Source organism: Sphingomonas kyungheensis (assembly GCF_037120395.1).
GTDB lineage: Bacteria > Pseudomonadota > Alphaproteobacteria > Sphingomonadales > Sphingomonadaceae > Sphingomonas > Sphingomonas kyungheensis.
The window spans coordinates 719,617-745,057 of the sequence record NZ_JBBBDM010000001.1; the positions used below are offsets into that span (position 1 = coordinate 719,617).

27 protein-coding genes are annotated in these 25,441 nt (G+C 69.4%); 16 read left to right on the forward strand and 11 right to left on the reverse strand.

Features of this window, described 5'->3' with window-relative positions; translation table 11 throughout:
- Positions 1-5: 5 nt before the first annotated feature.
- Both V8201_RS03380 and V8201_RS03385 read right to left on the reverse strand, forming a co-directional pair.
- A complete protein-coding gene (locus tag V8201_RS03380; protein WP_336544477.1) occupies positions 6-605 on the reverse strand; it encodes a phosphatase PAP2 family protein in 600 nt (199 codons plus the stop codon).
- Positions 602-1,411, reverse strand: a complete 810-nt coding sequence (locus V8201_RS03385; RefSeq protein WP_037532792.1) for a formate/nitrite transporter family protein — start codon at positions 1,409-1,411, stop codon at positions 602-604. The genes V8201_RS03380 and V8201_RS03385 overlap by 4 nt, the downstream gene beginning before the upstream one ends.
- Before the next feature lie 93 nt (positions 1,412-1,504).
- On the opposite strand from V8201_RS03385, the gene trmB reads away from it, so the two are divergent.
- Positions 1,505-2,185: a tRNA (guanine(46)-N(7))-methyltransferase TrmB gene (gene trmB / locus V8201_RS03390; protein ID WP_336544478.1), complete on the forward strand. Its 681-nt coding sequence runs from the start codon at positions 1,505-1,507 to the stop codon at positions 2,183-2,185.
- Between the two features lie 6 nt (positions 2,186-2,191).
- Here the strand turns inward: trmB and V8201_RS03395 are convergent, their stop codons facing one another.
- Together V8201_RS03395 and V8201_RS03400 are read right to left on the reverse strand one after the other, a co-directional pair.
- Entirely contained in the window at positions 2,192-2,377 is a 186-nt protein-coding gene (locus tag V8201_RS03395) for a hypothetical protein (RefSeq protein WP_037532797.1), read from the reverse strand.
- A gap of 45 nt (positions 2,378-2,422) precedes the next feature.
- Positions 2,423-3,190 (reverse strand): M15 family metallopeptidase, encoded by a 768-nt coding sequence (locus V8201_RS03400; protein WP_037532799.1) that lies wholly within the window; start codon positions 3,188-3,190, stop codon positions 2,423-2,425.
- Between the two features lie 46 nt (positions 3,191-3,236).
- On the opposite strand from V8201_RS03400, the gene V8201_RS03405 reads away from it, so the two are divergent.
- The 4 genes from V8201_RS03405 (at position 3,237) to V8201_RS03420 (ending at position 6,164) form a co-directional block, all read left to right on the forward strand.
- Positions 3,237-3,905, forward strand: coding sequence for an RluA family pseudouridine synthase (locus V8201_RS03405; protein ID WP_336544479.1), 669 nt, complete (start codon positions 3,237-3,239; stop codon positions 3,903-3,905).
- Between the two features lie 11 nt (positions 3,906-3,916).
- On the forward strand, positions 3,917-4,342 hold the full coding sequence (gene arfB, locus V8201_RS03410; RefSeq protein ID WP_037532802.1) for an alternative ribosome rescue aminoacyl-tRNA hydrolase ArfB: 426 nt from the start codon (positions 3,917-3,919) through the stop codon (positions 4,340-4,342).
- A gap of 65 nt (positions 4,343-4,407) precedes the next feature.
- Positions 4,408-4,890, forward strand: coding sequence for a free L-methionine (R)-S-oxide reductase MsrC (msrC, locus tag V8201_RS03415; protein WP_037533236.1), 483 nt, complete (start codon positions 4,408-4,410; stop codon positions 4,888-4,890).
- A gap of 116 nt (positions 4,891-5,006) precedes the next feature.
- On the forward strand, positions 5,007-6,164 hold the full coding sequence (locus V8201_RS03420; protein WP_336544480.1) for an RcnB family protein: 1,158 nt from the start codon (positions 5,007-5,009) through the stop codon (positions 6,162-6,164).
- Positions 6,165-6,177: 13 nt separating this feature from the next.
- Here the strand turns inward: V8201_RS03420 and V8201_RS03425 are convergent, their stop codons facing one another.
- The 3 genes from V8201_RS03425 to V8201_RS03435 are packed head-to-tail and all read right to left on the reverse strand — an operon-like array spanning position 6,178 to position 7,813.
- Positions 6,178-6,657 (reverse strand): cytidine deaminase, encoded by a 480-nt coding sequence (locus tag V8201_RS03425; RefSeq protein ID WP_271299243.1) that lies wholly within the window; start codon positions 6,655-6,657, stop codon positions 6,178-6,180.
- Positions 6,654-7,331, reverse strand: coding sequence for a GH25 family lysozyme (locus tag V8201_RS03430; protein WP_336544481.1), 678 nt, complete (start codon positions 7,329-7,331; stop codon positions 6,654-6,656). The genes V8201_RS03425 and V8201_RS03430 overlap by 4 nt, the downstream gene beginning before the upstream one ends.
- Entirely contained in the window at positions 7,331-7,813 is a 483-nt protein-coding gene (locus tag V8201_RS03435; RefSeq protein WP_037533243.1) for a UPF0262 family protein, read from the reverse strand. Before V8201_RS03435 ends, V8201_RS03430 begins: the two co-directional genes overlap by 1 nt.
- Positions 7,814-7,892: 79 nt before the next feature.
- Here V8201_RS03435 and V8201_RS03440 point away from each other — a divergent pair, with 79 nt between their 5' ends.
- From V8201_RS03440 to V8201_RS03455, 4 genes are all read left to right on the forward strand, one after another.
- A complete protein-coding gene (locus V8201_RS03440) occupies positions 7,893-9,386 on the forward strand; it encodes a replicative DNA helicase (RefSeq protein WP_037532809.1) in 1,494 nt (497 codons plus the stop codon).
- Between the two features lie 458 nt (positions 9,387-9,844).
- Positions 9,845-11,305: a L,D-transpeptidase family protein gene (locus V8201_RS03445; RefSeq protein WP_373276447.1), complete on the forward strand. Its 1,461-nt coding sequence runs from the start codon at positions 9,845-9,847 to the stop codon at positions 11,303-11,305.
- A gap of 10 nt (positions 11,306-11,315) precedes the next feature.
- Positions 11,316-11,687 (forward strand): hypothetical protein, encoded by a 372-nt coding sequence (locus V8201_RS03450; RefSeq protein ID WP_235199675.1) that lies wholly within the window; start codon positions 11,316-11,318, stop codon positions 11,685-11,687.
- 10 nt (positions 11,688-11,697) lie between these two features.
- Positions 11,698-12,579, forward strand: coding sequence for a D-alanyl-D-alanine carboxypeptidase family protein (locus tag V8201_RS03455; protein WP_081792957.1), 882 nt, complete (start codon positions 11,698-11,700; stop codon positions 12,577-12,579).
- Positions 12,580-13,165: 586 nt separating this feature from the next.
- On the opposite strand, the gene V8201_RS03460 is transcribed toward V8201_RS03455, so the two are convergent.
- Positions 13,166-14,452, reverse strand: coding sequence for a M20/M25/M40 family metallo-hydrolase (locus V8201_RS03460; protein ID WP_037532814.1), 1,287 nt, complete (start codon positions 14,450-14,452; stop codon positions 13,166-13,168).
- A 49-nt stretch (positions 14,453-14,501) separates the two neighbouring features.
- Positions 14,502-14,957, reverse strand: a complete 456-nt coding sequence (locus V8201_RS03465) for a universal stress protein (protein WP_037533255.1) — start codon at positions 14,955-14,957, stop codon at positions 14,502-14,504.
- Positions 14,958-15,068: 111 nt separating this feature from the next.
- On the opposite strand from V8201_RS03465, the gene V8201_RS03470 reads away from it, so the two are divergent.
- The 6 genes from V8201_RS03470 to V8201_RS03495 are packed head-to-tail and all read left to right on the forward strand — an operon-like array spanning position 15,069 to position 20,255.
- Entirely contained in the window at positions 15,069-16,445 is a 1,377-nt protein-coding gene (locus V8201_RS03470) for a pyruvate dehydrogenase complex dihydrolipoamide acetyltransferase (protein ID WP_336544482.1), read from the forward strand.
- Between the two features lie 7 nt (positions 16,446-16,452).
- Positions 16,453-16,653, forward strand: coding sequence for a hypothetical protein (locus V8201_RS03475; protein WP_037532819.1), 201 nt, complete (start codon positions 16,453-16,455; stop codon positions 16,651-16,653).
- Between the two features lie 41 nt (positions 16,654-16,694).
- Positions 16,695-17,045, forward strand: a complete 351-nt coding sequence (locus V8201_RS03480) for an acyl-CoA thioesterase (protein ID WP_336544534.1) — start codon at positions 16,695-16,697, stop codon at positions 17,043-17,045.
- Positions 17,046-17,069: 24 nt separating this feature from the next.
- The gene (gene lpdA / locus V8201_RS03485) at positions 17,070-18,464 is read left to right on the forward strand and encodes a dihydrolipoyl dehydrogenase (RefSeq protein WP_037532826.1); all 1,395 of its coding nucleotides are present in this window, start codon (positions 17,070-17,072) and stop codon (positions 18,462-18,464) included.
- 7 nt (positions 18,465-18,471) lie between these two features.
- Complete coding sequence (locus V8201_RS03490) at positions 18,472-19,851, forward strand: hypothetical protein (protein ID WP_336544483.1); 1,380 nt, start codon at positions 18,472-18,474, stop codon at positions 19,849-19,851.
- Between the two features lie 59 nt (positions 19,852-19,910).
- Positions 19,911-20,255: a DUF3140 domain-containing protein gene (locus tag V8201_RS03495; protein ID WP_037532830.1), complete on the forward strand. Its 345-nt coding sequence runs from the start codon at positions 19,911-19,913 to the stop codon at positions 20,253-20,255.
- A 4-nt stretch (positions 20,256-20,259) separates the two neighbouring features.
- On the opposite strand, the gene V8201_RS03500 is transcribed toward V8201_RS03495, so the two are convergent.
- Entirely contained in the window at positions 20,260-22,602 is a 2,343-nt protein-coding gene (locus V8201_RS03500) for a putative bifunctional diguanylate cyclase/phosphodiesterase (RefSeq protein WP_051583316.1), read from the reverse strand.
- A gap of 371 nt (positions 22,603-22,973) precedes the next feature.
- Positions 22,974-24,749 (reverse strand): fatty acyl-AMP ligase, encoded by a 1,776-nt coding sequence (locus V8201_RS03505; RefSeq protein WP_336544484.1) that lies wholly within the window; start codon positions 24,747-24,749, stop codon positions 22,974-22,976.
- Positions 24,750-24,854: 105 nt separating this feature from the next.
- Between V8201_RS03505 and V8201_RS03510 the strand changes: the two genes are divergently transcribed.
- Complete coding sequence (locus V8201_RS03510) at positions 24,855-25,379, forward strand: regulatory protein RecX (RefSeq protein ID WP_373276448.1); 525 nt, start codon at positions 24,855-24,857, stop codon at positions 25,377-25,379.
- Positions 25,380-25,441: the final 62 nt, after the last annotated feature.

The following is a 25,441-nucleotide window of genomic DNA, read 5'->3' on the forward strand; positions in this document are numbered from 1 at the left end:
CTGTGCTAACGTCCTAGCCGCTCGTCCGTGCCGTGCGGGGCGAGCCGTCTGAACGCCGCGTCGACCAACGCCTCCGACAGCCAGCCGATCGCACCGCCGACGAGCACGTCGGTGAGATAATGATTGCCCGCCACCGGCTGGATCGCCGCCACCGCGATCGCGCCGATCGCCGCCGGCGCGGCGGCACCGTCGATCTCGCGCGCCGCCGCCCGCGCCACCGCCACGGCGCCCGCGGTATGGCCCGACGGGAAGGAGTTGAGCTGGTGATCGTCGCTGTCGCCGGGTTCGAAGCGATCGTCGCCCTCGTCGATCGCCTTTCTGGGGCGCGCCCGGTCGATCGAATGTTTGATCGCGCTCTTCGCCGCAGTGGCGACGAGGTGCGCGGCGAGCATCCTGGCACCGCCGCGCATCAGGTCGCGGCGCCCGCCGACCACCCCCGCCGCGATCGTCGCGATCGAGGCGGTGATCAGTTGCGGCTGATCGGCGATCTCGCCGACCCAGCTGGCCCATTGCACCGGCGCGCTGTCCTTGCCGGCCGCCGCGTCATGGGTCAGCCGGCGGTCGACCTGCTCGACCCGCTTCGCTGCCGTCTGCGCCGTGTTCACGTCTCATCCTCCTGCGGCATTTCGCCGCGGACCTGGCCGTGCGCGAGCACCGCAAAGATGCCGGCGCCGCCGACGAGATTGCCGAGGACCGCCGGCGCGATCAGCGCGAACAGCGTCTGCGCCACGCCGATCCGGCCGGCGAACATCAGCAGGAACGCCTCGCTCGATCCGACGATCGAATGGCTGAAGCCGGCGATGACCAGCAGATAGGTGAAGGCGACGATCACCAGCACGCTCTGGCTGCGCGCATTGGGCAGCGCCCAGGCGAGGATCGCGATCATGAAGCCGGCCGGGATCGCATTGACGAAGGTCCGCCCCGCCGACAGTTCGGTGATGCTCGACGAGATGGTCAGCGCCGCGGCGCGGATCTCCTCGTTCCCGATCACGCCTTGGGCGATGGCGAGTCCGGCGATCGCGGTGCCGCAGAGATTGGCGAAAAGGACGATCCCCCACAGCCGCACCGTCCGCCACAGCGCCCAGCGCGACGGCCGCGTCACCAGCGGCAGCATCGCGGTGATCGTGCTTTCGGTAAACAATTGCATCCGCCCGAGGATCACCGCGAGGAAGCCGATCGGATAGCCGAAGCCGGTAACCAATTCGCGCCACGGTGTATCGGGCAGCGCGGCATGCAGCGCCGCCTCGGTCAGCAGCGAGACGCTGATCGCGATGCCGGCGGCGAGCGCCGACCAGAACAATTGCATCGCCGGGCGACGCAGCTCGTCCTCTCCCGATTCGCGCACCGTCTTGTGCAGCGTCTTGGCGTCTGCCGCCTTCAGCGTATCGTCATCGGGTGTATCGTCGGCCATCAGCGGTGCAACACTCCGTCCGGCGGCTTTGCTCCACCGCGTGCGCGATTGTGGCGTTTCCCTGCAAGGCGTTGTGTTCTAGGGCGCGCGGCCATGAACGATCCCGCCACCATCCGCCGCCTGTACGGCCGCCGTCAGGGCCACAAGTTACGCCTTGGCCAGGCGGCGCTCGTCGAGGAGACGCTGGCGCCGCTCAGCGTGCCCGAGGCGGGGCCGCTCGACGCGACGACGCTGTTCGGCGACGACCGGCCGCTGGAACTCGAGATCGGCTTCGGCGCGGGCGAGCATCTCGCCGGCCAGGCGGCGATGCGTCCGGACACCGGCTTCATCGGCTGCGAGCCGTTCCTCAACGGCGTCGTCGGGGCGCTCGGTCATATCCGCGACGGCGACCTGACCAACGTCCGCCTGCACATGGGCGACGCGCTCGACGTCGTCGAACGGCTGCCCGACGCGAGCCTGTCGCGCGTCTATCTGCTCCACCCCGATCCCTGGCCCAAGGCGCGGCATGCCAAGCGCCGCATGGTCAACCACGGCCCGCTCGACGCGATCGCCGCCAAGCTCAAGCCGGGCGCCGAATTCCGGCTCGGCACCGACGACCCGACCTATTGCCGCTGGGCGATGATGATCATGAACCAGCGCCGCGACTTCGTCTGGACCGCCACGACGCCGCACGATTTCCTCACCCGCCCCGACGACTGGCCCGAGACGCGCTACGAGCGCAAGGCACGCCGGCAGGGGCATGAGGTGTGGTATTTCCGGTACGTCCGCCAGTAGCTCCGCCTAGCGCCACAGGGCGACGATGGCCTGCACCAGCGTGGCGCCGCCGAGCGGGGCGAAGACCAGCATGACGAGGTTGACGCCGACGACGATCTCCATCGTCTTGCGCTGGCGCGGGGTGAAGCGGCGGCGGGCAGGTTCGGGCTCCCAGCGCGGCGGGGGCGGGACTTCGCGGAAATCGACGAACATCAATCCCTCCGTGCCGCCCATCGGCGGCGTTTACCCAAGAGCCGCTCAGCGGCGGCGCTTGCCCTTGCGCGGCGTCGGCGCGGGCCAGGGCGGCACCGACACCGCGACCAACGGCAACAGCCGTGCGATCGTCCGCACGCCGTCGACTGCCGGATCGGCCGGGAATTGCGCACGCGCCTTGGCGAAGATGAAGCGCGCGCGGGCCGCACCGGGCGCGGTCGCGCTGGTGCCAACCCACCGCCAGTGCCACGGTTCCCATTTGACGTGCTGCCGGTTGCCGCCGGGAAAGGACATTTCGAAGCCGAAGCGCGGCGCATTGGCGACCAGCCAGCGCGCGGCCGGCGTCGCCGCCATACAGCCTTCGGCGTCGGGACAGCCGTTGGCGGGCCGCACCGCAAAGTCGAGCGCATAGCCGGTGGCATGTTCGCTATGCCCCGGCGGCGCGACCGAGATCGCGCGCGTCGCATCGCCGAGGCCGCCTGCCTCGGGATGATCGCGGCAGAAGACGCTCGCCTGGCGCAGGATCGACCGGTGGCAGGAGAGCGCGCGCAACTGGCCCATCACCGCCGGATCGCCGCGCGCCGCGGCGAGCAGCCGTTCGAGATCGGGGATCATGTCGCGGCGCAACTGGCAGTCGTGCAGCGCGAAGCCCGGCGGCGCGGCGACGAGGTCGTCGGGCGGCGCGTCGCCATAGGGCAGATGGCCGTAGACCCGCCCGTCGCTCGCCATGCTCGCCGAGGCGCCCGCGCAGACCTGAGCCGTCGCCGGCGTGGCGAGCGACATCGTGGCGAGCAGAAGAGCGGCGCGGCGCATCGCGCGCCTCTGGCGCGGACGGGCAGGGAGTGGCAAGGCGTTTCTCATGCATGGCGACCGCGTATTGTTCATCGACGGCGAGGCTCTGGTCATCGACAAGCCTGCCGGCTTGCCGGTCGACAAGCCGCGCGACGGCTCCCTCAGCCTGGAGAATCATCTCGATTCGCTGAAATTCGGCTTTCAGCGCTGGCCGACGCCGGTGCACCGGCTCGATCGCGACACCAGCGGCTGCCTGCTGCTGTCGCGCAACCCCAAGGCGCAGGCGCGCTTCCAGCAGGCGTTCGAGCGCGGCGCGGTGGAGAAGCGCTATCTCGCCATCCTCGCCGGCGTGCCGGCGGCGCGCGAGGGGGTGATCGACCTCGCGCTCGGCAAGGTGAGTACGCGCGAGACCGGCTGGCGGATCGTCGCCGATCCCGACGGCAAGGCGGCGCGGACTGCGTGGCGGCTGATCGCCGAACGCGACGGCCGCGCGCTCGTCGAGTTCCGCCCGGCGACCGGCCGCACGCACCAGATCCGCGTCCATGCCGCGACCGGCCTCGGCCTGCCGGTGATCGGCGATCCGGTTTACGGTGCGGGCGAGCGGGGCGGGATGATGCTCCACGCCGCCGCACTCACCGTGCCGCGCGAGGGCAAGGAGCCGATCGCCGCCGAAGCGCCGCTGCCCGAGCGGTTCGGCGTCTGGCCGGAGCTCGCACCGGCGCCGCCCGCCGCCTGAGCCCGACGCCGATGCCGCTGATCCAGGTGACGCGATCGATCGCGATCGACGAGCGCGAGGTGGAGGAAAGCTTCACCCGCGCCTCCGGGCCCGGCGGCCAGCACGTCAACACCACCGACAGCGCGGTGCTGCTCCGCTTCGACGTCTGGGGCTCGCCCAATCTGCCCGATCTGGTCAAGCAGCGGCTGACCGTGCTCGCCGGTTCGCGGCTCAGCAAGGAGGGCGTGCTGACGCTGCGCGGCGAGAGCAACCGCTCGCAGGAGCTCAACCGCCGCGAGGTGCGCGAACGGCTGGTCGCGCTGATCCAGGAAGCGACGATCATCCCCAAGAAACGCCGCCCGACCAAGCCGAGCAAGACCGCCAAGGCCCGCCGCGTCGACGAGAAGAAGGGCCGCAGCTCGATCAAGGCGGGGCGGGGGCGGGTGCGGCTCGATTAGCCGGATGACCGCGCGACGTGCGCAGCGGAGGTGACGCGCCGCATCGGCGCGCCTACATCGGCGGCATGTACCAGTTCGACATCACCGCCGGCGCCAAGGCCGATCTCTACCGTGACCTCCGCGCGGCGCTCGACGCGCTGACCGCCGACGAGCCTGACGCGATCGCCAACATGGCCAATGCCGCAGCGCTGCTGTGGCAATATCTGCCCGATCTCAACTGGGCGGGCTTCTACCGCTTCGTCGCGGATGAGCTGGTGCTGGGGCCGTTCCAGGGCAAGGCGGCGTGCATCCGCATCCCGCTCGGCAAGGGGGTTTGCGGCACCGCGGCGGCGACGCATACGACGCAGCTGGTCGAGGACGTCCACGCCTTTCCCGGCCATATCGCCTGCGATGCGGCGAGCCGGTCGGAGCTGGTCGTGCCGATCGTCCGCGACGGCATGCTGATCGGCGTGATCGATCTCGACAGTCCCGTGCCGGCGCGCTTCGACGCCGAGGATGCGGCGGGGTGCGAATCGCTGGCGGCGTTGCTGGCCGAGCGGCTGCGCTGATCCGAAACGGGACGGCGGCGATGCTGGTGAGTCCGGAGGCGAAATGATAGGCGGTGCGTTAAGATTTTGGTAAGCTTCGGGGCGAGGGGCGGCGCACCGGCGACAGGGAGATGACGATGCGGACGTGGTGGATTGCGACGGCCGGCCTGATGCTGGGCTCTGTTCACGGTGCCGAAGCGCAACGCGTGGTGACGCCGGGGCCGGGGCCGATGGTGCAGCCGGGCACGAGCTACCCTGCGCCGACGGGCGTCGCGCCCGCGACGCGGCTGCAATCGTGGCAGGCACCGCGCGGCCCGCGCCCGGCCCCGGTGGCGCGCCCGGCCCCGGTCGCGCGCCCCGCGACGATGCGGTGGGGCAGCAAGGTCGACGGCCATTGGTGGGGCGGAGCCAACGCCCCCGGCGGCTGGCACGCCTATCGCCGGCCGTATCGCGGCTATGCCTTGCCGAGCTATTGGATCGCGCCGCGGTTCTACGTCACCGACTGGCAGGCTTATGGTCTCAGCCGACCGATGCCCGGCTATAACTGGGTGCGCTATTACGACGATGCGGTGCTGATCGATGCGCGCGGCTCGGTCTTCGATACGCGCGACGGCGTCGATTGGGATGGGACCGGCGTCGGTTATGGCCAGGACGATCGCGTCTATGCCGACGGCGGCTACGACCATCGCGGTTACGACGATCGCGGTTACGACGATCGGGGCTATGACGATCGGGGTTATGACGACCGCAGCTATGACGACCGGGCGCGCTATGACGATCGCGCACCCCGGCGCAGCAACGGCGTCGGCGGCGCGGTCGCCGGTGCGGCGGTCGGCGGGGTCGCCGGCAACGTCATCGCCGGGCGCGGCAACCGGCTCGGCGGCACGGTGATCGGCGCCGGCGTCGGTGCGGCGGCGGGCTATGCGATCGATCGCGCCGGGAATCGCCGCGCGCCGCCGCCGCCGCCGCCGCCCGCACCCTATCGCCACGACTATGAGGTGCCGGTGGCGCCCGAAGGCCCGCCGCCGGTCGCCTATGCGCCGGGCGGATCGTCGTGGCGCTCGTCCGACGGCACGACGACGGTGACGACGTCGAGCGGCGGCAGCGGCTATTATCGCGACGGCTATTATTATCCGGCATCATCCTCGACGACAGTGGTGATCCAGAGCGCGCCGGTGGTGACGACGACCACCACCGAGACGTTCGAGGACCATGTCACCTACACGCGCCGGCCGGCGGTGCGCAGCAAGACGCGTCGCGTCTGGCGGCCCGCGCCGCGCTGCAACTGCCGCTGAGGGCGGCGGCGTCCTAGCGGATGCCGAGGTCGGCGGGGCCGAAGGCGTCCGGCAGCAGCTCGGAGAGGCGATAGCGCGCGATCGCATCGCCTTCCGCGGCCCCGCAATAGACGGCGAGGTCACGGCCGCCGAGCTGCGCCGCCTCGTTGAGCACCTGCCGGCAGCGCCCGCAGGGGGAGACGGGGGTGGTGCCGGTCGCCTGCCCCGCGGCGTCCATCGCGCCGCCGATCACGCCGACCGCGACCACCTCGCGCAGCCGTCCGGCGGCGCTGGCGGTGGCGACCGCCACCGTCTCGGCGCAGAGCGACAGGCCGTAGCTCGCATTCTCGACATTGGCGCCGGTGATCAGGCTGCCGTCGCGCATCAGCAGCGCCGCGCCGACCGCGAATCGCGAATAGGGCGCATGCGCGTGGCGGGCGGCGGCACGGGCGGCGGCGATCAGGCGGACGGCGTCGTCGCGGTCGACGATATCGGTGCCGGAAACTTCAGTCATGGTGCGACGACATCCCAATTGACGGGGCCTTCAATGCCGTCGATCCGGCGGATGTCGCTCGCGCGCCACATCCGCCATGGCCGCGCGGCATAGGCAGGGGGGAAGAGATTGGCGACCGCCCAGACCGGCCGGTCGATCGCCGCGGAAATCTGATAGGCCGATTCGACCGGCTTGCTCAGCCGCAGCAGCACCGGCTTGCGCGTGTGCGTCTCGACCATCCGGACGAATTCGCCGAGCTCTTCGATCAGCGCGGCGCGCTCGGGCCGGGCGGTGCAATCGTCGTGGAAGCTGACGTCGACCGCGACCGGCAGCGCATCGGCGGTGCGCGGGACGAAGGCGTTGAAGGCATTGGCCTGATCGCGGCCGTGCTGGCACAAAGAATAGACGTGCACCGCGCCGCGCCGCAGCCCCGCGTCCGGGATCGAGGCCCAGTTCGGCTCGAATCCGGGATCGCGCCGGTCCGCGCCCGACGTGGCGACGAGATAGGCGAAGTCGGCCCCGCGGGCGCGCACCGTCCCCCATTCGATCGCGCCGGGATTCTCGGGCAGGTCGAGCCCCTGCAACGGATATTGGCTGGCGGCGGGATGCCAGCTGGTCGCGAAGCTCCACCCGGCGATGCCGATCGCGCCCGCGGCGGCGAGCACGCCGCCGGCCTTGAGGAAGAAGGCGATCATCAGCCGCGCAGATGCAGCACGCAGATCAGCGTGAACAGCCGGCGCGCGGTGTCGAAATCGACCTCGATCTTGCCGGCGAGCCGCTCGCGCAGCATCTCGGCGGCTTCATTGTGGATGGCGCGACGGGCCATATCGACGGTCTCGATCTGTTGCGGGGTAGAGGCGCGTATCGCCTGATAGTAGCTATCGCAAATCGCGAAATAGTCCTTGATCGCGCGGCGGAAGCGGCCAAGCGCGAGGACCAATGTTTCCAGATGGCTATCGTCCTCGCGGTGGATGTGGATGCCGAGCCGCCCTTCCGCCGACTCGAGCGTGATCCGGTAGGGGCCGGCATATTGGTCGGCATGGACGCGCTGCGGCGCGAATCGGTTGCCCTCGAGCAGGTCGAAGATCGCGATCCGCCGCTCCTGCTCGATATCGGCCGAACGCCAGCCGATGCTACGTTCGTCGAGCGTGACGGCGATGATCCGCGGGTCGGCCATCGTCGTCCGATAGTGGCCGATGCCGGTCACGACAATTACGAGTTTGTCCGCCGGGCGCGGCCATGGGTATGATCGGCGCATGGCCACACTCGCATTTCCGATTCCGGCGGCTCCCGCCGAGCCGCTGCAATTGCCCCGTAACGTCGAAGCCGAAGCGGCGATGCTCGGCGCGATGATGATCGACAACCGGCTTGCCGACGATCTGATCGACCGGCTCGAACCGACGCATTTCTACGAACCCGTCCACGGTCGCATCTTCGCCGCGATCAAGACCCTGCGCGTCAACGACATGCTCGCGACGCCGGTGACGTTGCGGCCGATGTTCGAAGCGGACGAGGGGATGCGCGAGCTGGGCGGCCCCGCCTATCTCGCCAGCCTGACCGGATCGGGCGCCGGGCTGATCGGCGCGCGCCAGTTCGCGACGCAGATCTATGATCTCGCCATGCTGCGTGCGCTGGTCAACGTCGGCCGGACGCTGGTCGAGCGGGCGATGGATACGTCGGAAGAGGTCAATCCACGCGCGCAGATCGAGCTTGCTGAAGAGGAACTCTACAAGGTCGCCGGCGACGGCGGTGCCGAGAATGCCACCAAGACCTTCGCGCAGGCGACCACCGCCGCGGTCAAGATGGCCGAACGCGCGCTCAATTCGGGCGGGCATCTGTCGGGCGTCACCACCGGGCTCGACACGGTCAATGCCAAGATCGGCGGCATGCATCATTCCGACCTGATGATCCTCGCCGGCCGACCGGGCATGGGCAAGACCTCGCTCGCCACCAACATCGCCTTCAACGCGGCGCGGCGCTGGATGCGCGACATGGCCGACGGCATCCCGCCGAGCGAATCGGTCGGCGCCAAGGTCGTCTTCTTCAGCCTCGAAATGAGCGCCGACCAGCTCGCCACACGTATCCTTGCCGAGCAATCGGGGATCAGTTCCGAATCGCTGCGTATGGGCAAGATCAGCAAGGCCGAGTTCGGCCAGCTCGCCGCCGCCGCCGCGGAGCTCGAGACGCTGCCGCTGTTCATCGACGATACCGGCGGCCTCAGCATCAGCGCGCTCCACACCCGCGTGCGCCGCCTGCAACGCCGCCACAACAACGAGATCGGACTGGTCGTGGTCGATTACCTCCAGCTGCTGACCAGCGGCGGCAAGGGCGGCAAGGAGAATCGCGTCCAGGAGATTTCGGAAATCTCACGCGGGCTGAAGACTTTGGCGAAGGACATGAACGTGCCGGTGCTGGCGCTGTCGCAGCTCAGCCGTGCGGTCGAGCAGCGCGAGGATAAACGGCCGATGCTGTCCGATCTGCGCGAATCGGGATCGATCGAGCAGGACGCCGACATGGTCTGGTTCGTGTTCCGCGAGGATTATTACACCGCGCAACGCGAGCCGAAGCGGCCGATGGAAGGCGACGACGCCAAGGTGTTCGAGGATCACGCCAAATGGGCGAGCGACATGGAACGCGTCTACGGCCTCGCGGAGCTGATCGTCGCCAAGCAGCGCCACGGTTCGACCGGCAAGGTGGTGATGAAGTTCGATCCGACGATCACCAAGTTCAGCGACTACGCAGGGTATTGAGGCGCGGTCCCGGGGGCGATCGACTGGCGTGGCAGGTCTGTTCCGGCACTTTCGGAAAAGCAGAGCCCGGTGATCTTCTTGGCGCCGATCGGTATTGGCTTTGCGGAACCTCTCGACAAATGCCGACCACCCCAGCGGAGGCCGGGGTCCAGTGGGGAAGCAGTAGCGAAGACCAGCAAGGCTTCGCCAGCGCGGACCCCGGCCACCGCCTCGGTGGAATTGGGGAGGGGATCCGCGAGGTCGCGATGATCTGCGACGGCAGGCAGCGTGGTCGAGCGACGAGCGGCGACGGGATCGCCATCGCGTCATGCCGCCCACCGCTCGGTGACAGTTAAGCGCTGGATAACCATATGGTAAATAATCCGACGCTTGTCGGTGGCCAGCGACCGTCCGTTCAGCCTAGAGCGAGGTGCACGGTGCGACGGACGCCACTCAGGGCGTCCGCCCGGGGGATGATGATGAGACGAACGACAGCAACGGTGATGATGGCGACCTGGCTGGCGTCGGTGGCGCCGGCCGCAGCGCAGCTCGCGCCGCCGGTCGCCGTGCCGGTGCCGGCGCAGACGGCGCCCGCGACGGTGCCGATGGCACCCGCGGTGCCGCTGCCGACGCTGACCGAGGCGCAGGCGACGCAGCTCGCCGCGCTGCTCGGCAAGGACACGATGGCGCAGGGTCTGGCGCTGACCCCGCCGCCCGCCGCCACCGCGGAGGCGCGGGACGCGCTGGTCCGCGAGGCGCTCGACCATGCCCGCGCGGTCCATGCCGGCCGGCTCGACGAATCGGATTTCCAGCGCGACTGGGGGCTGCGCCCGCCGGTCTACGATCCGCTCCCCGGCTTTGCCGATGCCGTCAAGCGTGACCGGATCGCCGCCTGGTTCGCGGCGCTGCCGCCGCCTTATGCGGGCTATGACGGGCTGAAGCAGGGGCTCGATCGCTATCGCGGCATCGCCGCCTCGGGTGGCTGGCCGATGCTGGCGGCCGGACCGGATCTCGGTTTCGGTGCGACCGGCGCGCGCGTCGTCGCGTTGCGCGAGCGGCTCGCGGTCGAGGACAAGGACGTCGCCACCACCGGCACGACCTTCGACGCGCCGCTGGTCGAGGCGGTCCGCCGGGCGCAGCGCCGCTATGGCCTCAACCCGACCGGCACCGTCTCGACCCAGACGCTCGCCGCGCTCAACGTGCCGACCGCGGCGCGGGTGCGGCAGATCATGGCCAATATGGAGCGCTGGCGCTGGCTGCCGCAGGACCTGCCCAAGGACCGTATCCAGGTGAACATCGCCGCCGCGGTGCTCACCGTGTTCGACGGCGACGCGCCGGTGATGTCGATGCGCGCGGTGACCGGCCGCCCCGGTGACGAGACGCCGATGCTGTCGTCGACGATCCACAGCATCGTCATCAATCCGCCGTGGAACGTGCCGACCTCGATCGCCACCAAGGAATTGTGGCCGAAGCAGAAGCGTGATCCCGGCTATTTCAAGCGCAACGGCTTCCGCGTCATCGACGGCACCCGCCTGCAACAGGTGGCGGGCGATCAGAGCGCGCTCGGCCGCTTCAAGTTCGACTTCGACAACGCCTTCTCGGTCTATCTCCACGACACGCCGTCGCGCGCCAAGTTCGCGAGCTTCAGCCGCCTCGCCAGCCACGGCTGCGTGCGGCTGGAGAAGCCCGCCGATCTTGCGCAATTGCTGCTCAAGGGCGATCCGACCTGGACGCCCGAGGCGATCGACGCCGCGGTGGCGAAGGGCGATACCGTGCGGGCGCGGCTGACCAAACCGGTCTCGGTCTATCTGCTCTACTGGACCGCCTTCGCCAGCGGCAGCGGCCAGATGAACTTCCGCGACGATCCCTATGGCTGGGACGGCACGCTGGCGGCGAAGATCGAGGCGCGCTCGGCGCGGCAGGCACTGGCATCACGATAACGAGGATATGATGAGCGTTCGCACCAAGACGATGAGGATGGCGATGACGGGGACGGCGCTGGCCGCCGGACTGCTCGCGCTCGCTGCCTGTTCCAAGCCCGATCCCGAAGGGCCGATGGACGACAATACGCTCGGCCTCGACCAGCCGATGACCAACGCCTCGACCGAGGTCGGGCCGATCGAGACGCCGACCGTCGCGCCCGAGCCCTTGCCCGACGCCAATGCCGCCGCGGTGATCGCGCCGCCGCCCGAAGCGCCGATCAAGCCCGACGCGCAGGTGCTCGACGATGCCGATGCGACCGGCATGACCGCGCGGGTCAGCCGCGACGCGCCGCCGGCGCGCGACGATACGGCGACGTCCAACGATCAGGAGCCGCAGTAAGGCGTATGGCATGACGATGGTGACGCGCCGCACGCTTCATGTCTGGTGCGGCGCGCTGATGCTGTGCGGCGGGATCGCGGCGGCGGTGCCGGCGGCGGCGGTGACCCGGCCGGTCTCGGCGATCCTGGTCGATGCGCGCGACGGCAGCGTGCTCTTCGCCGAAAATGCCGGCATCGTCCGGCGGCCGGCGTCGCTGACCAAGATGATGACGCTGTTCCTTACCTTCGACGCGCTCGATGCCGGCACGCTCCACCCCGGCGATCCGGTGCGCTTCTCGCGCTATGCCGCGGCGATGCAGCCGTCCAAGGTGGGCATGCGGCCGGGCGCGACGATGACCGTCGAACAGGCGATCCGCGCGGTGGCGGTGATCTCCGCCAATGACGTCGCGGTCGCGCTCGCCGAGCGGATCGGCGGGACCGAGGATCGCTTCGCGCGGATGATGACCCAGAAGGCGCGCGCGCTCGGCCTGCAGGACACGTCGTTCACCAACGCCACCGGATTGCCCGGCGCCAACCTCACCACCGCGCAGGACATCGCACGCCTCTCAATGGCGCTGCTGCGCGACCACCCGATGCGCTATGCGGCGTTTGCGACCCGCTCGTTCAGCTGGGCGGGGCGACGGGTGCAGAATCACAACCATCTGCTCGGCAGCTATCCCGGCGCCGACGGCATCAAGACCGGCTATACCGCCGAAGCCGGCTTCGCGCTCGCCGCCTCCGCCAAGCGCGGCAACCGGCGGCTGATCGCGGTGGTGATCGGCGAACGCTCGGTCGCGCTGCGCGACCGGCGCGTGGCGAAGATGCTGACCGAGGGATTCGCAACACCGTCGCGCGCATCGGCACGGGCGGAGCCGCCGGAGACGCTCGAGGAATGGCTCGGGCGGGGGAAGTAGGAGCGGGGGGTAGGAGCGGGGGGCACTGTCCTTCTTCCGTCCATGGTCTGCCGATGACGCCGTGCCGAACGGCGGTGCGCTGCACGTACGCCCCGTAACCATGGATCCCGGCTTCCGCCGGGATGACGAGGGAGTGGAGACCGGCCGCCCCCCCCCATTCGTCATCCCGGCGAAAGCCGGGATCCATGGACACGGTGCCGCCGATGGGGGAGGGCGCCGGCATCGATGCCACGGGGCCGCGTCTCGACAGGGCCGGGGCACAACGGCGACGGCTGTTCCCGACTCCTACCGACGCGAGGGCTTGCTCGTCGAAGGCCGGCGGGCTCCCGCTGCCGTCCTTCGTCGGTTGTCGGGCTGCCGATACCGTGTCGTACGGCGGTACGCCCCACGTACGCCCCGTAACCATGGATCCCGGCTTCCGCCGGGGTGACGAGGAAAGTGGGAAGGGCCGCCCCCCAAATTCGTCATCCCGGCGAAGGCCGGGATCCATGGACACGGTGTCGCCGACGGGGGAGTGCCGCGGCATCGATGCCGCGCGCCCGTTTCTCGACAGGAACCGGCCACAGCATCGACGCCCGCCCGCCTCCTACCGCCGCGAGGCGCGGCCGCCGAAGGTCGGCAGGCTCTCGCTGCCGTCCGCCGCCAAGGCCGAGACCGCGAAGAAGGTGTCGTCGACCGGCGTCTGCACCATCGTCGCGCTGGTGCCGCTGACGTCGCGGGCGTGCGCCCAGGCGGCGGTGTCGTTGGCGCGCCAGCGGATGCGATAGCCCGACGCGCCCGGCACCGGCGTCCAGCTCACCTTCGTGTCGCGCGAGAGATCGCCGACCAGGGTGACATTGGCCGGTGCGGCCGGCGCGGCGGCGAGTCGCGCGACGGTGGCGGCGTTGATTGCGGTGACCTTGGCGAGATAGGCGAAGTCCATCCGGTCGATCGTGTCGCCATAGACGACGCCCTTGTCGGTGCGCAGATCCTGATGCTGCGCATCCCAGTTTTCCGCACCGACCGAGAAGCGCACCGCCGGATAGCCGCGCTTGAGGAAGGGTTCGTGGTCGCCGCCGCGGCCGAACCGGTCGGGACGGCGATCGATCACCACGTCGAAGCCGCCGGGAATGCCGTCGGCGATCGTATCGATCGTCTTGGCGAGCGCGCGGCTCGGGCCGTCGTCCTCGCCGCCTTCGCCGCGCCGGCGCATCGCCTGCGGCAGGTCCTCGGATGCGCGGATGCCCTCGGAGAAGACGCGCACGCGGCCGGCGTCGCGCACGCCGCCCTGGCCGATGCTGTTGCCGACGATGTCGTTGTTGAGCATCGCGGTCACCTGCCAGCCGCGCGTCGCCGCGGTGTCGGCGAGCAGCTCGGCGCCCCACAATCCCTGTTCCTCGGCGGAGAAGGCGACATAGATGATCGTCGCGTCGAATTGCCGCTTGGACAGGAGCCGCGCGGTCTCCAGCACCAGCGCGACGCCGGAGGCATCGTCATTGGCGCCGGGCGCGTCGCTGGTCGCGTCCATCACGTCGGTGACGCGGCTGTCGATATGGCCGCCGATGATGATGACGCGATTGGGGTCGCGCCCGCGCTGGATGCCGAGCACGTCCTCGACGATCACGCCGTTCGGCGCGCGCGGGCCGTCGAAGCGGCGGTTGATTCGCTCGACGGTGATGCAGCCGCCGCAGTCGCGGCCGATCGCCGCGAATTGCTGGGCGGCCCAGGTGCGCGCCGCGCCGATGCCGCGCTTGGGATCGGTCGCCGACGACAAAGTGTGGCGGGTGCCGAAGCCGACCAGCGCGCTGACGCTCGCCTTCAGGCGTGTCGGGCTGGGCGCAGGGACGGGGGCGGGGCCGGCAACGGCGGCGGCGAGCAAAGCGGCAAGGATCATGGCTTAGTGTGACGCGACAACGGCACGCGCTCAAGCGCTTAGCGCAGGATCAGCTCAACCGGTCGATCGCCTCGCGGCTGAGCGAGCCGGGAATGATCATCACCGGCACCGGCAGCGCGCCGGCATCGGAGCCGGCGAAATGGCTGACCAGCTTGCCCGGTGCCCCCGCCGGCGCGGCGCCGAGCACCAGCGCGGCGATATTGGCATTGGCGGCGATCATCTCGCGGATGATCTTGGGGCCGTCGCCCTGCCGCACGGTGATCGCCGGGCGCAGCCCCGATTCCTCGATCAGCGTCCCCGCCGCGGCGGCGACCAGCCCCTCGGCATGCTGCATCGCTTCCTCCTCGATCGTCGCCTGCACGCCGCCGAAGGCGATGAATTCCTGCGGCGGCAGCAGCGTCAGGATCTCGACGCCGCCGCCCGTCTTCACCGCGCGCCGGGCGGCGAAGCGCAGCGCGATCTCCGCTTCCGGGCTCTCATCGACCACGACCAGGTAGATACGCATCATTTTGCCCCTTTTCCGCTACGTGCCGTGGGAGCGATCCACGCGCAAGACTTGACCCCCCGCGCTCAGGGCGCGAAGGGAGCGGCCTGCTCCCCAGGCAAGAGGACCTGCATGTCGATCGAGATCAAGATGCCCGCGCTGTCGCCGACGATGGAAGAGGGCACGCTCGCCAAGTGGCTCGTCAAGGAAGGCGATAGCGTCAAGTCCGGCGACATCATGGCCGAAATCGAAACCGACAAGGCGACGATGGAGTTCGAGGCGGTCGACGAGGGCACGATCGCCAAGATCCTGATCGCCGAGGGCACCGACAATGTGAAGGTCGGCGCGGTGATCGCGATCCTCGCCGAAGAGGGTGAGGATGCCGCATCGGTGCAGGCACCGACCAAGGCGGAGACGCCCGAACCGACCGATCCCGAATTCAAGGGTCGCCCCGATCCCACCGATCCGAACAAGACGGGCAGCGAGGCCAAGCCGGTCGATCGCACGATCACCCAGGCCGAGGATCACGGCAAGCCCGCCGACGTCGGTGCCGCTCCGGCTGCTGCCGCCCCCGCAGCCGCGCCGCAGGGGAATGGCGGCCGCGTCAAGGCGAGCCCGCTCGCCCGCCGCATCGCCGCCGACAAGGGCATCGCATTGAGCGGCGTCACCGGCTCCGGCCCCAACGGCCGCATCGTCAAGGCGGACGTCGAGGGTCACAAGCCCGCCGCTGCCGCTGCCGCTGCCGCTGCGCCCGCTCCGGCCGCCACGTCGGCCGCGCCCGCGGCTGCCGCGCCGGCCAAGCCCGCCGCCGTGCCGGACATCCCGCACGAGGCGACCAAGCTCAGCAACATGCGCAAGACGATCGCGCGCCGCCTGACCGAATCGAAGCAGACCGTGCCGCACATCTACCTGACGGTGGACATCCGGCTCGACGCGCTGCTCAAGCTGCGCGGCGAGCTCAACACTGCGCTGGAGAGCCGCGGCGTCAAGCTGTCGGTCAACGACATGCTGGTCAAGGCGCTGGCGCAGGCGCTGATCGCGGTGCCCAAGTGCAACGTCATGTTCACCCCCGACCAGCTGATCAGCTTCAAGCGCGCCGATATCTCGGTCGCGGTGTCGACCCCGTCGGGTCTGATCACGCCGATCGTCGTCGGCGCCGATACGAAGAGCCTGTCGACCATCTCGGCCGAGGTGAAGGACCTTGCCGGCCGCGCGCGCGACAACAAGCTGAAGCCCGAGGAATTCCAGGGCGGCACCGCGTCGATCAGCAACATGGGCATGTTCGGCATCAAGCAGTTCGAGGCGGTGATCAATCCGCCGCAGGGCATGATCATGGCGATCGGCGCGGGCGAGCAGCGTCCCTATGTCGTCGACGGCCAGCTCGCGGTGGCGACGGTAATGTCGGCGACCGGCAGCTTCGATCATCGCGCGATCGACGGTGCCGACGGCGCCGAACTGATGAAGGTGTTCAAGGAGCTGGTCGAGCGGCCGCTCGGCATGCTCGCCTGAGGCGGCCGTGGCGCGGACGACGGTCGAGCTGCTCTACCTCGTCGGCGGCCTCGTCGCCGCCGCGGCGCTGACCTGGGTCGCCGCCTGGGCCTATCCGCTCGGCTATAAGACGATCTGGTGGTGCGGCGCGGGGGCGATGGTGGCGAGCGTGCTGATGAGCATCGGCCCGCTGCGTCGTGCCCGGGCGATCGACAGGAGGCAGAATTGACCGGACTTCCGCAAGGGTCGCCGACGATCCGCGTCACCGCGATGCCGTCCGACGCCAATCCCTATGGCGACATCTTCGGCGGCTGGCTGATGGGGCAGATGGATCTGGCCGCCGGCTCGGTCGCATCGCGCCATGCCGGTGGCCGCGCGGTGACGATCGCCTGCGATGCGATGAAGTTCCATGCGCCGGTGCTCGTCGGCGACGAGGTGTCGGTCTATGCGCGGCTCGTCGCGGTCGGCAATACGTCGATGACGATCGAGGTCGAGGCATGGCGCCGCGCCCGCCATCTCGAAGACACCACCAAGGTGACGCAGGCGCGCTTCGTCTTCGTCGCCACCGACGAAAACCGGGCGCCGCGCCGTGTCGCGCCGCTGCCCGCGACCAACTCATGACCCTCCCCGGTAAGGACGATATACGTGGCTGATACCTTCGACCTTCTCATCCTCGGTTCGGGTCCCGGCGGCTATGTCGCGGCGATCCGGGCGAGCCAGCTCGGCCTCAAGGTCGGCATCGTTGAGCGCGAGCGGCTCGGCGGCATCTGCCTCAACTGGGGCTGTATCCCGACCAAGGCGCTGCTGCGCACCTCGGAAGTCTATCATTACATGACCCACGCCGAGACCTACGGGCTCAAGGCGGACAATGTCGGCTTCGACCTGGCCAAGATCGTCGATCGCAGCCGCAAGGTCGCCGGCCAGCTCAACGCCGGCGTCAAGGGCCTGATGAAGAAGAACAAGGTCCAGGTGTTCGAGGGCGTCGGCGCGCTCACCGGCAAGGGCAAGCTCAGCGTCAAGCAGGGCGACCAGACGATCGAGCTGACCGCCAAGCACATCATGGTCGCGACCGGCGCGCGCGCCCGCGACCTGCCCTTCGCCAAGGCCGACGGCAAGCGTATCTGGACCTATCGCCATGCGATGGTGCCCGAGGTGATGCCGACCAAGCTGCTGGTCATCGGATCGGGCGCGATCGGTGTCGAATTCGCGAGCTTCTACAACGACATGGGCGCGGACGTCACGATCGTCGAAATGCTTGACCGAATCCTGCCGGTCGAGGATGCCGAGGTCAGCGAGTTCATGACCAAGGCGCTGACCAAGCAGGGGATCAAGATCCTCACCAAATCGGGCCTCGAAAAGCTCGAAGGCGGCGCCAACGGCGTCACCGCGGCGATCAAGGGCGCCGACGGCAAGGTCACCAGCACCGAATTCAGCCATGCGATCGTCGCGATCGGCATCGTCCCCAACACCGAGAATATCGGGCTGGAGGCGCTGGGCGTCGAGACCGAGCGCGGCCATATCAAGGTCGACGGCTTCGGCCGCACCAACGTCGAGGGGATCTATGCGATCGGCGACGTCACCGGCGCACCGTGGCTGGCGCACAAGGCGAGCCACGAGGGCATCGTCTGCGTCGAGAAGATCGCCGGCCAGGACCCGCATCCGTTCGAGACGTGGAATATCCCCGGCTGCACCTACAGCCGTCCGCAGGTCGCCAGCGTCGGCCTGACCGAGGCCAAGGCCAAGGAGGCGGGGCATGCGGTGAAGGTCGGCAAATTCCCGTTCATCGGTAACGGCAAGGCGATCGCGCTCGGCGAGGCGGAGGGCTTCGTCAAGACGGTGTTCGACGCCAAGACCGGCGAGTTGCTCGGCGCGCACATGATCGGCGCGGAAGTCACCGAGCTGATCCAGGGCTATGTCATCGCACGTCAGCTCGAAACCACCGAGCATGAGCTGATGGAGACGGTGTTCGCGCACCCGACGCTGAGCGAGATGATGCATGAAAGCGTGCTCGGCGCTTATGGTCGCGCGCTCCACTTCTAGGATCGGCATGATCGACAGCCGCGCCGCCCGTCGCTTCGGTGGCGCGGCGGCGCTTCTGTGTCTGCTGTCGCTCGCGCTCTTCTGGCCGGGCTATCTCGCCTATGACAGCCTCGCGCAATATGCGCAGGCGACGGGCGGGCGGTACGACGACTGGCATCCGCCGGTGATGGCGCGGCTCTGGTCACTGTTCGGTGCGCGCGGACCGGCGCCGATGCTGATCGTGCAGCTCGGCGGCTATTGGCTCGGGCTCGGTTTGCTGGCGGCGGCTCTCGCCGCCCATGGGCGGCGGGCGGCGGCGCTGGCGATGCTCGGCATCGGCCTGTGGCCGCCGTTGCTCGGCTGGCAGAGCGCGGTGCTCAAGGACCTGCAGATGGCCGCGGCGCTGATCGCCGCGGTCGGCGTGACCGGCTGGTGGCGGCTGCACGGTCGGGCGATGCCGGGCTGGGCAATCGGGGCGGTGGCGCTGCTGTGCGGGTATGCGATGCTCGTCCGCGCCAATGCGCCCTTCGCGGTGGTGCCGCTGGCCGTGATGCTGCTGCCGCGGCCGACCGGGCTACGCCGGGTGGCGCTCGCGCTGTTCGGCGTCGTGCTGGCGATCGCGCTCGCCGCGCCGATCAACCACCAGCTGCTTCATGGCGAGCGCAGCGGCGTCGAGCGGACGCAGGCGCTCTACGATCTGTCCGGGATCGGCGTCGCGAGCGGTGACGCGGCGGTCGGTCTGCCGCCGGCGACGCTCGCCGCGATGCGCGCCAAGGGGTGTGTCCGCCCCTATTTCTGGGACCCGCTCGGCGAGCCGCGCCGTTGCGAGGCTCTGGTGGCGCCGCTGCACGCGACGCCGCCGGCGACGCTGTACGTGCGGCTCGCGACGATGATCCTGCGCCATCCGATCGCTTATGCCGGTCATCGCCTTGCGCATCTCAATTCGACGGAGCGGCTGTGGGTACCCTATCGCTGGCCGGGCGCCGCCCCGCCCGTCGCCAGCGAACCCAATCAGCTCGGCTTCGCCAATCCGGGCAAAGCGGCGGCGGGATGGCAGCGCTTCGCCGCGCTGCTGCTGGAGACGCCGCTCGGCTGGCCGATCGTCTGGGTGGTCGCGGCGCTCGCCGGGCTGCGCTGCGCCTGGCGACGCCGGGACGATGCGCTGGCGCGCGCGCTGTTCACCTCGGCGCTGGCAATCGAGGCGAGCTTCGCGGTGATCAGCATCGCCTCCGACCTGCGCTACCATCTGTGGACGCTGGCGGCGACGCTGATCGGCTGGGTGCTGCTCGGGCCGAGGCGCTGGCCGCGGGCCCTTGTGCTGCTGCTCGTCGCGGTGATCGTGATCGGCGGCGTCGCGCGGCTGCTCCTGTCGCTCTCGCCGCAGACCTATACCGGGATGCTCGGCTGACGCGGACGCGCAACCGTCGCGGGCCTCGCGACGTTGGGCCGGGCGAAGGAGAGCGAGACATGGCCGACGATCACGCCGAGATCGAGAAGACGTTCAACGAGGCGGTCAACATGGCGCCCGCCGAGCTGGAGAAGTTCCTCGACACCGACGACAGCAAACGCGTCGGCTGGAAGGGCGAGGACGGGGACGGCAAGGGCGAGAGCGTCGGTCACGCCTCGGGCCGGCGCATCGTCGAGATCAAGCGCACCAAGAAGGCCGATCGCAGCGACGACGACTACAAGCATATGAAGAAGGTGGTGAGCTACGTGCACCGCCACCTCGCCCAGGGCGGGCCGGCCAAGGACGTCGAGCATAGCGACTGGCGCTATTCGCTGATGAACTGGGGCCACGACCCGCTGAAGTGACCCCCTAGGCGGCCACCGTCTCGTCCCAGCGGCGGCTCGCCACGGCGCGGGCTTCCTCGACCGGCAGCGGACGGCCGAAATAGTAGCCCTGTACCTTCGTACAGCCGAGGTCCTGGACCATATGGTGTTCGGCCTCGGTCTCCACGCCTTCCGCGGTGGTCGCCATCCCGAGGCTTTGCGCCAGCGCGACGACGGCGCGGATGATCGCGATCGCCTCCTTGACGCCCTTCGACGCGCCCTGGACGAAGCTGCGGTCGATCTTGATCGAGGAAAAGCGCGTCCGCGACAGATAGCCGAGGCTCGAATAGCCGGTGCCGAAATCGTCGAGGCTGAGGCGCACGCCGAGATCAAGGATACGTTCGAGCGTCTTGGTCGCGCCGAGCCCCTCGTGCATGAACACGCTCTCGGTCACCTCGAGCTCGAGCCGCTCGACCGACAATCCCGATTCGGCAAGCGCCGAGGTGACGACGGCGACGAAGCCGGGGTTCTGCAACTGGTCGGCGGAGACGTTGACTGCGACCCGTGTCGGCGCCGGCCAGCGTGCCGCTTCGGCGCAGGCGGTGCGCAGCACCCATTCGCCGATCGGCTGGATAAGCCGTGCCTCCTCGGCGAGCGGGATGAACTTGGCGGGCGAGACGTCGCCGAATTGCGGACTGTGCCAGCGCAGCAGCGCCTCGAAACCGGTCAGGCTGCCGGTCGCGGCATCGACCACCGGCTGATAGTGGAGGTGCATCTCGCCCTTGTCGAGCGCCTGACGCAGCGCCATTTCGAGCACGCGCCGCTCCTCCGCCTGGACGTGCAGCTCGGGCTCATAGGCGTGGTAGACGCCGCGGCCGGCGTCCTTGGCGCGATAGAGCGCGAGATCGGCGGAGCGGATCAGCATCTCGGCGGTGCGGCCGTCGCGCGGCCCGATCGCGAGCCCGACCGAGGCGCCGATATAGAGGGTATGCGCGTCGACCTCATAGGGGCGCGACAGCGTCTCGATGATCCGCTGGGCGAGGCTCTCGACCGCGCGCGTGTCGGTCGCGTCGCGCATCACCACCGCGAATTCGTCGCCGCCGAGCCGGCCACAATTGGTGTTGTCGTTCATCAACTGGCCAAGCCGTTCGGCGACGCGGCTGAGCAACCGGTCGCCGACCGGGTGGCCGAGCGTGTCGTTGACCGCCTTGAACCGGTCGAGATCGATCATCATGAAGGCGCAGCGGCCGCCCCATTTGTCCGCCTCGCTCATCGCGCGGGCGAGCGTTTCGTTGACCATCAGCCGGTTGGGCAGCCCGGTCAGCGTGTCGAACCGCGCCATGCGGTTGATCTTGTCGTCGGAGGCGCGCTGTTCGGTGACGTCGGAGCCGACGCCACGGAAGCCGCAGAAGGATCCATTCTCGTCGAAGCGCGGGCTGGCGGCGAGCTCCCACCAGCGTTCCTGCCCTTCGACGTTGAGCGACAGCCGCAGGTCGCGGAAGCTTTCGCGCGTCTTCAGCTTATCGGCGAGATGGCGCAGCCCCGGCGCGAAATCGCCCGTCTCCCAGCTTGGTCCGGCGAGCACCTGGAGGAAGGGCATGCCCTCGATCGTCACGGGATCAAGCCCGCAGGCATAGGCGAACCGTGGCGAGGCGCGGACGACGCGGCGGGCGGCATCGGTCTCCCACAGCCAGTCGGCATTGGTCTCCTCGAATTCCCGCAGCAGCAGGCTCACCGTCTCGTCGCGTTCGGCTAAGGCCATCTGGCCGACCCGAATCACCACCAGCGAGCGCGCGCGATTGAGGCAGATCGCGATCAGCATCACCGTGAACACGGTCGTCGCGCCGGCCGCGGCGAAGCTGCCGTTCATGACCAGCTTGATCGTCACCGACAGGCCGAGTCCGCCGAGGAAGGCGATCGTCGCCAGCGCCAGCGGCGCCATCGCCACCGCGCCCGCGGTCATCAGCACCGACAGGATCATCCACAGCACATAGGCGCTGTTCGACCCCGGCTGGGTGAACACCAGGCACGGCATCGCCCAGGCAATGGCAAGCGCGACGCCTTCGCCGGCGGTGGCGCGCAGATCGGATTGCGACGCATAGCCGCCGTCGCGATGACGCGTGCCGAGCCGCCGGATCGCCACCGCGACCGCCACCGTGCCGACGAGCAGCGCCCAGCCGCCGAGCCACAAGCCCGGCACCTGGCGCGCGAACAGCGACACCGTCGCCGCCGCGCCGAGCAGATTCGCGCCCAGCATCAGCAGCGCCAATTGCCGCCCCGCATCGAGCTGCGCCGAGCGGATTCGCGCCCAATGCGCGGCATCGTCGCCGTCACGCAGCCCCAGCAAATGGGCGAAACGGATCACGCTCGGATCCGCGGCGGGTATCATCTCTCGGGTCACGCCGTGGTGATAGGCGCGCGAGGGTTGACGGAGTGTTAGAACCGTATCGGCTTCTGACCTATCCGTTTCAGGGAATTCTGGTTGTAACGCGGGCATTGCAGCGGGGAGGGATCGCGCTGCGTCCGGTCGAACCCCCATAGGCAACGCGCCTTGGGGAATGCGTCGGCATCGAAGCCCGGATGCGTGATCGGTCGCCGCGCGGGCTGGAGCCCGACGATCCGCACCGGCTCCGCCCCGGCTTTAAGCGGGCTGCTCGGCCGCGCTCCATGGATTCGCCGGCCAGCAGAGGGTCGGCAGGGCGCGACTCCGGCACGGCACACGGACGGACGGCCTCTGCCCGCGCCTGAGCGCGGCCGCGCTCAGGCGGCGATTGCGTACGGCTTGATGTCGCCGCTCAGATACAGGTTGCGCGCCTTGGCGCGGCTGAGCTTGCCAGAGCTGGTGCGCGGCAGCGTGCGCGGCGGAATGAGTTCGATGACGCAGTTCATCCCCGTCACCGAGCGGACCCGTTCGCGGATTTCCTCGCGCAGCCGCTGGCGCTCGGCCTCGTCGCTGCTGCGACACTGGACGAGTACCGCCGGCGTCTCCTCGCCGCCCGGTGTGGTGATCGCGAAGGCGGCGATGTCACCCGCCTTGAAGCCGGGCAATTGCTCGACCGCCCATTCGATGTCCTGCGGCCAATGGTTCTTGCCGTTGACGATGATCATGTCCTTGGCGCGACCGACGATGTAGATGTAGCCCTCCGACATATAGGCCATGTCGCCGGTATCGAGCCAGCCGTCGCTCATGCACGCCGCGGTCGCCTCGGGATCGCGGAAATAGCCGACCATCACGCTCGGCCCCTTGCACCACAATTTGCCGATCGCCCCATCGGGCAGCGGAGTGCCGTCCTCCTCGCGGATCTCGACGGTCATGTCGCGCACCGGCTTGCCGCAATTGACGATGGCGCGGAACCGTTGCGGGCGCGGGCCATCGTTGGCGGCGAGCGATTCGCCGCCGCCGGACAATTGCGTCTCCTCGACCAGCTCGACGCGGATGCCCTCGCCCGGCGGCATCAGCGAAACCGCCAGCGTCGCCTCGGCGAGGCCGTAGCTCGGCAGGAAGGCGCTCGCCTTGAAGCCGGCGTCGGCGAAGGCGTCGACGAACGCCTGCATCACGTCGGGACGGATCATGTCGGCGCCGTTGCCCGCGACGCGCCAGCGCGACAGGTCGAACCGGTCGGATGCCTTGGTCTGGCTCGACATGCGCCGCGCGCAGATGTCGTAGCCGAAGGTCGGCGAATAGGAGAGGGCGGTGCCGTCGTGCCGGCTGATCAGGTCGAGCCACGCCAGCGGACGCCGGGCGAAATCCTCGGTCTTGAGATAGTCGGTCGACACCTGGTTGGCGATCGGCGACAGGAAGCAGCCGACCAGCCCCATGTCGTGATACCAGGGCAGCCAGCTGATGCAGCGATCGGTGCCCTCCGCTGCGATCTCCATGCCGTGGCTGTGCGCGGCGAGATTGTTGAGCAATTGATGATGCGTGATCGCGACGCCGTGCGGGAAGCGCGTCGAGCCGCTCGAATATTGCAGATAGGCGATCGCGCTGCCCTCCGCCTGCGGCAGCGTCACGGCCGGCGCGTCGGCGCGCGCGAAGTCGGACCAGTCGATCCCCTGCGTGCCCGCGAGCTGCGCCGCCTCGGCCGCCATCGCGGCGAGTTCGGGCGGGAAGATCAGCATCTTGGGCTCGCAGCTCGCGAGCTGAACGCGGAGCTGCTCGATGTAGGAATCGCGCCCGCCGAACGAGGTCGGCAGCGGCAGCGGCACCGGCCAGGCGCCGGCGTAGATCGTGCCGAAGAACAAGGCGGCGAATTCCGGACCGGTTTCGGCGACCAGCGCGATGCGGTCCTCCGGCCGTACGCCCGCGGCGATCAGCCGATAGGCCATGGCGATCGCGTCGTGGCGCAGCTCGGCGAAGGGATAGGGGCGGGTCAACATGCCGCGCGCATCGTGGAAGTTGAGGCCGCGCACGCCACGCGCGGCGTAATCGAGCGCCTCGCCCAGCGTATCGAAGTCGGCATACCGGCGCGGCAGGGCGTCCAGCGTCGGCGTGGCCGTCGGCTGGGGCGTCGGCGAAGGCGCGGACTGCTCGGTCATCACGTATTCCTGTTCAGTCGCCAAACCGGCGAAACCATCGTCACTATGCGCTTTAACGCACGATCATCGTTCTAAATCCGGTGCCAGTGTGGCAACAACATGGCCATGAGGCACGAACGTCGTCCGCTTCCGCCGCTCGACACCGCCGCGCTGGAGCGAATGGCGTTGCGCTATGTCGAGCGGTTCGCGACGACGCGCGGGCGGCTAGCCGATTATCTCCAGCGCAAGATCCGCGAGCGCGGCTGGCAGGGCGAGGCCGCCGATCCGGCCGCGCTGGCACAGCGGATGGCCGACCTGGGCTATGTCAACGATCATCTCTATGCCGAGAGCAAGGCGGCGGCACTCACCCGGCGCGGCCTCGGCGCGCGGCGGGTGACGATGGCGCTACGCCAGGCGGGGATCGGCGAGGCGGAGAGCGCCGGCCTCGCGCCGGCGGGCGGGGAGGCGGCGATGGCGACCGCTTTGGCCTTTGCGCGGCGGAAGCGGATCGGCCCGTTCGGGCCACCGCCTGCCGACCGGGGCGCGCGCGACAAGCAGCTCGCGGCCTTGCTGCGCGCCGGCCATGCGATGGAAATCGCGCGCAAGATTGTCGCATGTCGGGACGAAGCCGAGTTGCGAGAATCCGGGTAAACCCTCCTTTCGCAATTGCAGCAGCGATGAACCGTGCTAGCGTAGCGCCAACAGGGGTGCAG

What these genes read in the sequence shown, in the direction of transcription:
- V8201_RS03385 (WP_037532792.1), bottom strand. Translation starts at nt 1,411, where the DNA reads ATGGCCGACGATACACCCGATGACGATACGCTGAAGGCGGCAGACGCC.
- trmB (WP_336544478.1), top strand. Translation starts at nt 1,505, where the DNA reads ATGAACGATCCCGCCACCATCCGCCGCCTGTACGGCCGCCGTCAGGGC.
- V8201_RS03395 (WP_037532797.1), bottom strand. Translation starts at nt 2,377, where the DNA reads ATGTTCGTCGATTTCCGCGAAGTCCCGCCCCCGCCGCGCTGGGAGCCC.
- V8201_RS03400 (WP_037532799.1), bottom strand. Translation starts at nt 3,190, where the DNA reads ATGCGCCGCGCCGCTCTTCTGCTCGCCACGATGTCGCTCGCCACGCCG.
- V8201_RS03405 (WP_336544479.1), top strand. Translation starts at nt 3,237, where the DNA reads ATGCATGGCGACCGCGTATTGTTCATCGACGGCGAGGCTCTGGTCATC.
- arfB (WP_037532802.1), top strand. Translation starts at nt 3,917, where the DNA reads ATGCCGCTGATCCAGGTGACGCGATCGATCGCGATCGACGAGCGCGAG.
- msrC (WP_037533236.1), top strand. Translation starts at nt 4,408, where the DNA reads ATGTACCAGTTCGACATCACCGCCGGCGCCAAGGCCGATCTCTACCGT.
- V8201_RS03420 (WP_336544480.1), top strand. Translation starts at nt 5,007, where the DNA reads ATGCGGACGTGGTGGATTGCGACGGCCGGCCTGATGCTGGGCTCTGTT.
- V8201_RS03425 (WP_271299243.1), bottom strand. Translation starts at nt 6,657, where the DNA reads ATGACTGAAGTTTCCGGCACCGATATCGTCGACCGCGACGACGCCGTC.
- V8201_RS03430 (WP_336544481.1), bottom strand. Translation starts at nt 7,331, where the DNA reads ATGATCGCCTTCTTCCTCAAGGCCGGCGGCGTGCTCGCCGCCGCGGGC.
- V8201_RS03435 (WP_037533243.1), bottom strand. Translation starts at nt 7,813, where the DNA reads ATGGCCGACCCGCGGATCATCGCCGTCACGCTCGACGAACGTAGCATC.
- V8201_RS03440 (WP_037532809.1), top strand. Translation starts at nt 7,893, where the DNA reads ATGGCCACACTCGCATTTCCGATTCCGGCGGCTCCCGCCGAGCCGCTG.
- V8201_RS03445 (WP_373276447.1), top strand. Translation starts at nt 9,845, where the DNA reads ATGAGACGAACGACAGCAACGGTGATGATGGCGACCTGGCTGGCGTCG.
- V8201_RS03450 (WP_235199675.1), top strand. Translation starts at nt 11,316, where the DNA reads ATGAGCGTTCGCACCAAGACGATGAGGATGGCGATGACGGGGACGGCG.
- V8201_RS03455 (WP_081792957.1), top strand. Translation starts at nt 11,698, where the DNA reads ATGACGATGGTGACGCGCCGCACGCTTCATGTCTGGTGCGGCGCGCTG.
- V8201_RS03460 (WP_037532814.1), bottom strand. Translation starts at nt 14,452, where the DNA reads ATGATCCTTGCCGCTTTGCTCGCCGCCGCCGTTGCCGGCCCCGCCCCC.
- V8201_RS03465 (WP_037533255.1), bottom strand. Translation starts at nt 14,957, where the DNA reads ATGCGTATCTACCTGGTCGTGGTCGATGAGAGCCCGGAAGCGGAGATC.
- V8201_RS03470 (WP_336544482.1), top strand. Translation starts at nt 15,069, where the DNA reads ATGTCGATCGAGATCAAGATGCCCGCGCTGTCGCCGACGATGGAAGAG.
- V8201_RS03480 (WP_336544534.1), top strand. Translation starts at nt 16,695, where the DNA reads ATGCCGTCCGACGCCAATCCCTATGGCGACATCTTCGGCGGCTGGCTG.
- V8201_RS03490 (WP_336544483.1), top strand. Translation starts at nt 18,472, where the DNA reads ATGATCGACAGCCGCGCCGCCCGTCGCTTCGGTGGCGCGGCGGCGCTT.
- V8201_RS03495 (WP_037532830.1), top strand. Translation starts at nt 19,911, where the DNA reads ATGGCCGACGATCACGCCGAGATCGAGAAGACGTTCAACGAGGCGGTC.
- V8201_RS03500 (WP_051583316.1), bottom strand. Translation starts at nt 22,602, where the DNA reads ATGATACCCGCCGCGGATCCGAGCGTGATCCGTTTCGCCCATTTGCTG.
- V8201_RS03505 (WP_336544484.1), bottom strand. Translation starts at nt 24,749, where the DNA reads ATGACCGAGCAGTCCGCGCCTTCGCCGACGCCCCAGCCGACGGCCACG.
- V8201_RS03510 (WP_373276448.1), top strand. Translation starts at nt 24,855, where the DNA reads ATGAGGCACGAACGTCGTCCGCTTCCGCCGCTCGACACCGCCGCGCTG.